The sequence below is a fragment of the Clostridium sp. ZBS15 genome, assembly GCF_023845705.1.
GTDB lineage: Bacteria > Bacillota > Clostridia > Clostridiales > Clostridiaceae > Clostridium > Clostridium aquiflavi.
This window is the reverse complement of sequence record NZ_JAMQHY010000093.1, coordinates 1-7,718: the sequence shown is the minus strand read 5'-3', so window position 1 is coordinate 7,718 and position 7,718 is coordinate 1. Positions and strand designations below refer to the sequence as shown.

Annotated in this window: 5 protein-coding genes; 4 read left to right on the top strand and 1 reads right to left on the bottom strand. The window is 23.5% G+C overall.

Annotated elements, in window-relative coordinates:
• The first annotated feature begins 309 nt into the window (after positions 1–309).
• The 4 genes from NG904_RS16535 (at position 310) to NG904_RS16520 (ending at position 6,875) form a co-directional block, all read left to right on the top strand.
• Positions 310–2,322, top strand: coding sequence for an ATP-binding protein (locus NG904_RS16535; RefSeq protein ID WP_252212224.1), 2,013 nt, complete (start codon positions 310–312; stop codon positions 2,320–2,322).
• Positions 2,323–2,406: 84 nt separating this feature from the next.
• A complete protein-coding gene (locus NG904_RS16530; protein ID WP_252232802.1) occupies positions 2,407–3,954 on the top strand; it encodes a PAS domain-containing sensor histidine kinase in 1,548 nt (515 codons plus the stop codon).
• Positions 3,955–3,988: 34 nt separating this feature from the next.
• Positions 3,989–5,746 (top strand): PAS domain-containing sensor histidine kinase, encoded by a 1,758-nt coding sequence (locus NG904_RS16525; protein ID WP_252232800.1) that lies wholly within the window; start codon positions 3,989–3,991, stop codon positions 5,744–5,746.
• Between the two features lie 172 nt (positions 5,747–5,918).
• Positions 5,919–6,875: a DUF2232 domain-containing protein gene (locus NG904_RS16520; protein ID WP_252232798.1), complete on the top strand. Its 957-nt coding sequence runs from the start codon at positions 5,919–5,921 to the stop codon at positions 6,873–6,875.
• Between the two features lie 58 nt (positions 6,876–6,933).
• Here NG904_RS16520 and NG904_RS16515 read toward each other — a convergent pair whose 3' ends face one another.
• Positions 6,934–7,512 (bottom strand): serine/threonine protein kinase, encoded by a 579-nt coding sequence (locus tag NG904_RS16515; protein ID WP_252212229.1) that lies wholly within the window; start codon positions 7,510–7,512, stop codon positions 6,934–6,936.
• Positions 7,513–7,718 lie beyond the last annotated feature (206 nt).

Here is a 7,718-nt window from a genome sequence, read left to right as displayed (position 1 = left end):
CCTTAGCGATTTTGTTCTAAGTATAAATTATTATTTAGTAATTAACATGATAACATATCATAATATAATTTTTATTTTTGGCAGTAAATTTAAATTATTGTTTTTTGTTTTTTATAGTTAATTACGATAAAATGTAAAATTTTTAGAAAATACACATATAATTTATAAAAAATACATTTTAAAACATATTTTTTCCATTTATAATAAAAAATATGATAAAAATAAAATAAAATTTCGCTATATAAGTCATATATGGTAAAATAAGTTATAAGGGTTATTGTAATTTAATAATAAATTAGGAGAAGATATATGGTTAATAAAGATGAGAAAGAAAAACGACAATATACAATAGAAGATTTAGAAAACTTATTAGATAATATTCCATATATAATATGGATTAAAGATGAGGAAGGAAGGTATAAGTATGCTAATAAATTAGCAACTGAGAAATTAGATTTAGAACAAAAGAATCTTTTAGGGAAAAAGAATTCAGATTTTAAAGATAATGAGATATTGAAAAACTGGCCAGACAATGAAAGAAAAATATTAGAAGAAAAAAGTTGTGCTTATTTTAAGAGAAAAATTAAAAGTGATGGAGAAGATATATGTGTTGAAACTTATAATATGCCATTTTTGAGTAGTAAAAAAACAAATTTAATAGGTGGAGTTGTAAGAAAAATTACAACAGAGAAGAAGGTAGTTTCACATATAAAAGACGCATCAATTAATATTTGTAATAAAAACAAATATGATGAATTAAAAAATAAAGAGAGATTGAAACAAATAATAAGTGATTTTAAAAAAATAATAGGTGCGCAAGGAATGAGCGTATATATATATAATTCTGAAAAAGAAATATTTGAAAATTATGTAAAAAGCGGAGTGATGAATAAGAGTAATGAAGTGATATCAAAAGATGATATTAATAATACTCCTGTAAATAAATTTTATTGTATAAGATGTGAACGTGAATTAGTTGGAGTATTAAATGTACAATACAGAGAAGAAGATATTCATAAATATAATAATGAAGATTTTATAAAATCAATTTGTGATGTTATAGGAATAATTATTAATAATAAATTTTTATATTCAACACTTAATAAAGAATTGAATAAGCGTGTAGAAAGTGAAAAAGAATTAGAATTGTTTTTAGAAACAGCTACTGACTTATGCGGAATAGCAAAAAATGATGGATCTTTTATAAAAGTAACTAATAATTGGACAAAAGTATTAGGGTGGTCTAAGGAAGAACTTATGAATATGAATTGTACTGATTTGATACATAAGGATGATTTACCTAGGATATATGAGTTGTTAAATTTAGCTTACAATTATAATAAATGGAAATATGTTGGTTTTATAGATAGATGTATTTGTAAAAATGGAGAATATAGGACTCTAGAATGGAATTGGAGTTATATAAATGGTGGAAAAACTTTTATAATGACAGGTAAAGATATAACTAATTATAATAAATTAGCCTTAGAAAATAAACGTTTACAAAATGCAATTGCATTAGAAAGTTTAAAAACACAGTTTTTTGCAAATTTATCTCATGAATTTAAGACACCATTAAACATAATTTTAACAACAGCGCAACTTATGGAGTCTTATATAAAAAAATTTGACGATATATTAGAAAAACAAAACATGTGTAAGTATATAAAGGGATTAAAACAAAATTCGTATAGACTATTAAAACTTGTAAACAATTTAATTGATATCACTAAGATAGATGGTGGTCATTATAAAGTTAATATGGTGAATAAAAACATAGTTAATGTTATTGAAGAAATTGTTTTATCTGTAGCAGAATATACTAAAAATAAAGAGCGAGATATAATATTTGATACTGATGAAGAAGAAATAATACTTGCTTGCGATCCAGAAAAAATAGAGCGGATAATTTTAAATTTAGTATCTAATGCATTAAAATATACAGAAAAAGATGGAATAATAAAAGTAAATATTTCTACTAATTTAGATGATAATGAAGTAATAATATCAGTAAAGGATAATGGAATAGGAATTCCAAAAGAATATAAGGAAAAAATATTTGAAAGATTTAAACAAGTTGAAAATTCTTTGCATAAAAATTATGAGGGAAGTGGAATAGGATTATCTTTAGTGAAATCAATTGTTGAAATGCATGGAGGAGAAATATGGATAAATAGTAACCCAGAAGAAGGTACAGAAGTAATTTTTACTTTGCCTATTAGAAAAATTGATGAAGAAAAACTAGACGAATATAATAATAAAAAAATTTCTTCCAAGATAGAAGTGTTTGATATAGAATTTTCTGATATATACTCCATGTAATTATATAAATTATAGAGTGATTAGTTGAAGAGAATAAATTAAATTATTTTATTTGTGTAATTTATATGAAGGGGAATATGAGCAATGGAAGGCTGTACTATAAATAAAAAATATAGCGTAGATGACTTAGAAAGAATATTAGATAACTTTCCGTATCTAATATGGATTAAAGATCAAAAAAATAGATACAGATATGTAAATAAATATTTTTTGACTACATTTAAAAAAACAGAAAAAGAGATTATAGGAAAAACAGAACTAAATAATTATAACGGTGAATATGTATTAGTAACTGAAGAAAATCTAATAAAAGAAGTAGAATTTAATGAAAACAAGAGGTACTTCTCAGTTTATAAAACAGTATTACCTACTGGTACTAAGTATAATTGGGAATTAGCAGTTGCAAGAGATGTGACTTTATTAAAAAAAGAGATGACCAAACGTTCAAAAATACAAAGGCGTTTAGAATCGTTCTTGGAGATTTCGACAGATTTATGGGGAATATTGCAAGCAAATTATCATTTTAAAGATGTAAGTGATAATTGTATTAAAACTTTTGGGTGGACATCAGAAGAATTTAAAAATTTAAATGCAGTTAATTTAACCCATCCAGATGATAGAGAACATATATTAAAAAAAATGGATTTCTCATTTAATAAAGATAAAAGAACATTTTTACTTAATAGATTTCTATGTAAAAATGGTAAATATAAATTAATAGAATGGAATTGGTGCTGTTTAGAAGAGGGAAAAACAGTGCTTTTGACTGGCAGAGATATTACTGAAAAGAAAGAATTAGAAGAAGAGAAGAGAAGATTAGAAGAAGCAATAGCTATGGAAAGTCTAAAAACTGAATTTTTTTCAACAGTATCACATGAATTTAAAACACCATTAAATGTTATTTTAAGTACAGTTCAGTTATTATCTGATAAATTAAAAAATAATAAATTAAGTGAAGAAGTTAAAGTAAATCTTAAGTATATAAATGGAATAAAACAAAATTCATATAGATTATTAAAACTGGTGAACAATTTAATAGATATAACTCAAATAGATGGTGGAATTTATAAATTAAGCCTTGAAAATTGTAATATTGTAAGTATTATTGAAAATATAGTACTATCTGCTAGCAAATATATACATGAAAAAAATCGTAATATAATATTTGATACCACTATAGAAGAAATTATACTTGCAATAGATTGTGATAAAATTGAAAGAATAATATTAAACTTATTATCTAATGCAGTTAAATATACAAATAATGGTGGTAATATTTATGTTAGTTTAAGTATGGATACAGATAATAATAATGTTATTGTAAAGATAAAAGATGATGGCATTGGAATACCTGAAAAAGATGTAGAAAACATATTTAGAAGATTTAAGCAATCAGGAGATGTTTTTACGAGAAGATGTGAAGGGACTGGAATTGGGTTATCCATAGTAAGATCTTTAATAGAGATGCATGGTGGAGCAATAAAAGTTAATAAGGAAATAAAAAAAGGGGCTGAATTTGTATTTTATCTTCCTATAATTAAAATGGAAGATAAAGACGTTTGTGATCTTTATGATAAAAGACTAGATTCAAGGTTTGAAAAATACAATATAGAATTTTCTGATATATACTAGAAAGCCATGGATACTATAATAAGGGGATAAGAAAATGAGTAAAGAAGAAAATGAGGTATATATTTTTAAAGATTTAAAGGATTTGTTAAAATTAAAACCATCAAAAGAACTTATAAATAATAAATATATTAATGAGTGTATCAAAGAAGAAACTGAGAATTTTAAAAATGTATTAATAAATTTAAATAGCGAAACGCAGTCTGATGGAATTGCTTTGTTTTTATATGATGAAGAATATAATATGTTAAGATTAAAATTTAAATTAGGAAATGTGTCTGTAATAGGAGAGGATTACACTACACAATTAAATGAACAATCTAAAGAAAAGTTACTTACAAGTAAATATGATCACAGGGCTATAGATATAAAAGAAACATATTGGTTTAAAAAACATATAGAAAACAATAATATTGACACAAATAAAAACTACGGATATATTAGAATGTATTCAATAAAAGATACAAATAAATTGATAGGTATTTTAAGTATTTTTTATACTGAAAATACTAATTTAGATAATATGAATGATAGTGTTATCGATTACGAATGTGAGAAATTAGAATTATTAATTAAGAATAAAATTTTAACCAATAAATTAAGAGAAGAACTTGTAAAAAGAACATTAAATGAAAGTAAATTAAAATCTTTTTTAGAAATTGCAACAGATTTATGGGCAATAATGGATTATAAACAACGTTTTAAGTGTGTATCTCCAAGTGTTATTGATGTTACAGGATGGAGTAATGAAAAAATATCAACAATGAATGTATTTGATATGGTACATCCAGATGATAGAGAGCGAGCAAGAAAATATATAAAATTTATAAAAGATGCAAAAGGTGAAAATTCTATTGCTAAAGTATTATGTGCAAATGGTGAATATAAGATATTTCAATGGAATTGGAGCTGTATTGAAGAGGGAAGATATGTATTTTTAGCAGCTAAAGATATTACAGAACAAAAAAAATTAGAGCAAGAAAAAAAAGAACTAGAAGAAGCTGTTATGATTGAAAATTTTAAAAATAAATTTCTGGCAAATATATCACATGAATTTAAGACACCTTTAAATGTAATACTTGCAACTGTACAGCTTATAGATAAAAATAATAATTTCAAAAATGCTGAAATAGATTTAATTAAGTACATAGATGGAATTAAGAGAAATTCTTATAGGCTGTTAAGACTTATAAATAATCTAATAGATATAACTAAAATAGATTCTGGTCATTGTAATTTCCAACTACAAAATTGTAATGCAGTTGAAATAATTGAAGACATAGTAATGTCAGTAAGAGAATATATAAAAGAAAATACTAGAAATATAATTTTTGACACAAGTGAAGAGGAAATAATAACGGCTTTGGATAAAAATAAAATTGAAACTGTAATGTTAAATTTACTTTCTAATGCTATAAAGTATACAAATGATGATGGAATTATAGAAATAAGAATAAAATACAGTAAAGATAGAAAAAATATACTCATTAGTATAAAAGATAATGGTATAGGTATAGCTAGTAAAGATATAAACAATATTTTTCAAAGATTTAAATATTCAGATAATATACTTAATAGGAGATGTGAGGGGACAGGAATAGGTTTATCTCTTGTGAAATCTTTGGTAGAAATGCATGGTGGAAAGATAATTGCTAAGAATAATCCACTTAAAGGAACAGAGTTTATCTTTTCAATTCCAGTGAGATTAACAGATGATAAAGTTAATAATAAAAAAAATTTAGATAGTACTATAGAAAAATGCAATATAGAATTTTCAGATATATATTTTATATAAACGAAATATTTATTTTACTTATGGTATTTAAGAAAACTATCATTTTGAAAACTATATAAATATAAATTATACGAAGTAAAGCAATTAGAATATAAATTTACTTTAATATTTATGTTTAGTTGATATATAATAGTAACTAACAATATTAGATTAAATAAATAAGGTGAATAAATTGGAAACAAAAAAAATGACAGAAGCAGGAGTTCTTACAGCTGTATTTGTAGTAATAAGCATTATAGCAATTGGTACAGGAATAGGATATTTAGGATATTTAGATTTTATGGTTCCAATAATTACTATGCTTATATACCTAAGATGTGGTTTTAAATATACATTATTATCTAGTGTATCTTCAATTCTAATAATAGCATTAGCTATAGGAGATGTGGTTTCAGGAATCTGTATAAGTCAAAGTATGGTATTAGGATTTATATGTGGAATATTTGTTGAAAAGAAAGAAACAATTTTAGATGATTTATTTTATTGTTCAATACTGTCATGTGTTGTTATGGTTATGATTGATATAAACTTTTCTAATATATTAGGATATAGCCTACTTAAAGAATCTCAAACATATGTGGATAAATTATTATTTTTAAATAAAACATTAAAAAATGTTTTATATTACATTTTAATAATATCACTTCCAGTAGGAACTACATTTATAACATACATCGCATCGTTATTTTTAGGAAAAAAGTTAAATCTACTAAGTTGTGTGTCAAATAAAAAATTTTTAGTTATAAGAAATTTTAAGAAATACGGAATAGTAATTTGTTGTTCTAAGAAAATCATAAACATTGGAATAGTATATTTGTTAAGTATGTATATATTATATTTAAATATAGAAATAAGTAAATTTGTGCATTTAAATATAATATTAAATTCAATAAAATATATAGTTATATACTTTTTGTTACAAGATAGTTACAAGTATATAAACAGAATGATTTATACGTTAACTAAATCTAAGCTTTCACTAATTTTAATAGAGATCTTAACTTTGTATATGCTTCTAAATTATTTTATAAAAACAGCAATAGTGTTAATTAGTATTTCATTTATTATGGATAATATTTTAAATTTAAGAGAAAAGCAAATAGTCTTTTTAGATAAGATTTTAATATAATAAATTAGAATAAAAATACAAGAAATACATATGTACGTTCTTGTATTTTTATTTGTTTTTAACATGCGTAGCATCTACAATGTAATTTTTTCTCAGACATAAGAGTAAAATAATCATAACCGTGAATCCAATAACTAAGAAGATCAGGCTTATAATCTAAAAGGTTCTTTAAAAAATTATCAAATAAGTTTAATTTTACTAAAGTTTTTATAATGTCCTTAGGATAGGGCGTAAATTTACTATAAGGATTTCGAGGGTCTATAACTTTAATTTTACTGTTTTTATCTACAAATATATGTGCATTTCTAATATTTAATCTTTTGAAATCTAAGACTTTAAAATCTTCAATTAAATCTATAATCTCTACAGATAAAGAATAGGTTAATCCATTTTTACATAAAAACTCATAAAGATTATCACCTTCTATGAATTCTCGTAACACCATATTTTCAGCCATAAACAGTACATTAGGAAAAAATCTACTCTTTTTTGTTTTTTCAAGAATTTCTACTTCTTTTTCTGCCTTCTTTTTATTATAGAATATTTTTAAAGCAAATCCTTCGGGAGTTAAATAAACCTTTCCTTCATGTCCTTTACCTAAAAATTCACATTGTTTAACATTTAGAAGGTATCTCATTTTATCACTACTATATATTGATTTATAATATTATATGACTATATTACGTTATTGATACGATACTTAAGATTTTTGCTAATTTATAGTGTGAAATAAAACCTTTATTATTAAATTATGTGAATTAAAGTTAAAATAAGGCTATGTTTTAGCAGAGTGTTGAGATAAGCATAAGCAAAGAGAGCGGTATAATTGAACTTAGGAATGCT

What these genes read in the sequence shown, in the direction of transcription:
- NG904_RS16525 (WP_252232800.1), top strand. Translation starts at nt 3,989, where the DNA reads ATGAGTAAAGAAGAAAATGAGGTATATATTTTTAAAGATTTAAAGGAT.
- NG904_RS16515 (WP_252212229.1), bottom strand. Translation starts at nt 7,512, where the DNA reads ATGAGATACCTTCTAAATGTTAAACAATGTGAATTTTTAGGTAAAGGA.
- NG904_RS16530 (WP_252232802.1), top strand. Translation starts at nt 2,407, where the DNA reads ATGGAAGGCTGTACTATAAATAAAAAATATAGCGTAGATGACTTAGAA.
- NG904_RS16535 (WP_252212224.1), top strand. Translation starts at nt 310, where the DNA reads ATGGTTAATAAAGATGAGAAAGAAAAACGACAATATACAATAGAAGAT.